A 266-nucleotide genomic window follows, 5' to 3' on the forward strand; every position below is an offset into this window, starting at 1 on the left:
GAACGGCACCGTCCCCGATCCGGAGTACGTCGCGAAATCGACAAAGAGGACGGTATTGAAGCTAGCGACATACACCTTTGTGCCCTGCATGAAGGCGTCACCGGGGCCTACCGTCTGCACGGCGAACCCGGCGCTGGTTCCCGCGTAGGGCGAGGACGCTAGCGCGGTGCCAGCCAGGTTCCAGCAGGTTGACGCCAACGATCCGGTGCCGTTCGGAATCGTGCACACGCTGTCTCTTATACACATCTGACGCTGCCGACGACGGA

1 protein-coding gene is annotated in these 266 nt (G+C 62.4%); it reads right to left on the reverse strand.

Features of this window, described 5'->3' with window-relative positions:
* Window positions 1-266, reverse strand: a 266-nt coding sequence (locus ACPYOG_RS19400; RefSeq protein WP_481295765.1) for a hypothetical protein, incomplete at both ends; no start/stop codon positions are given.

The organism is Leifsonia sp. HAY1-4F (assembly GCF_056755275.1).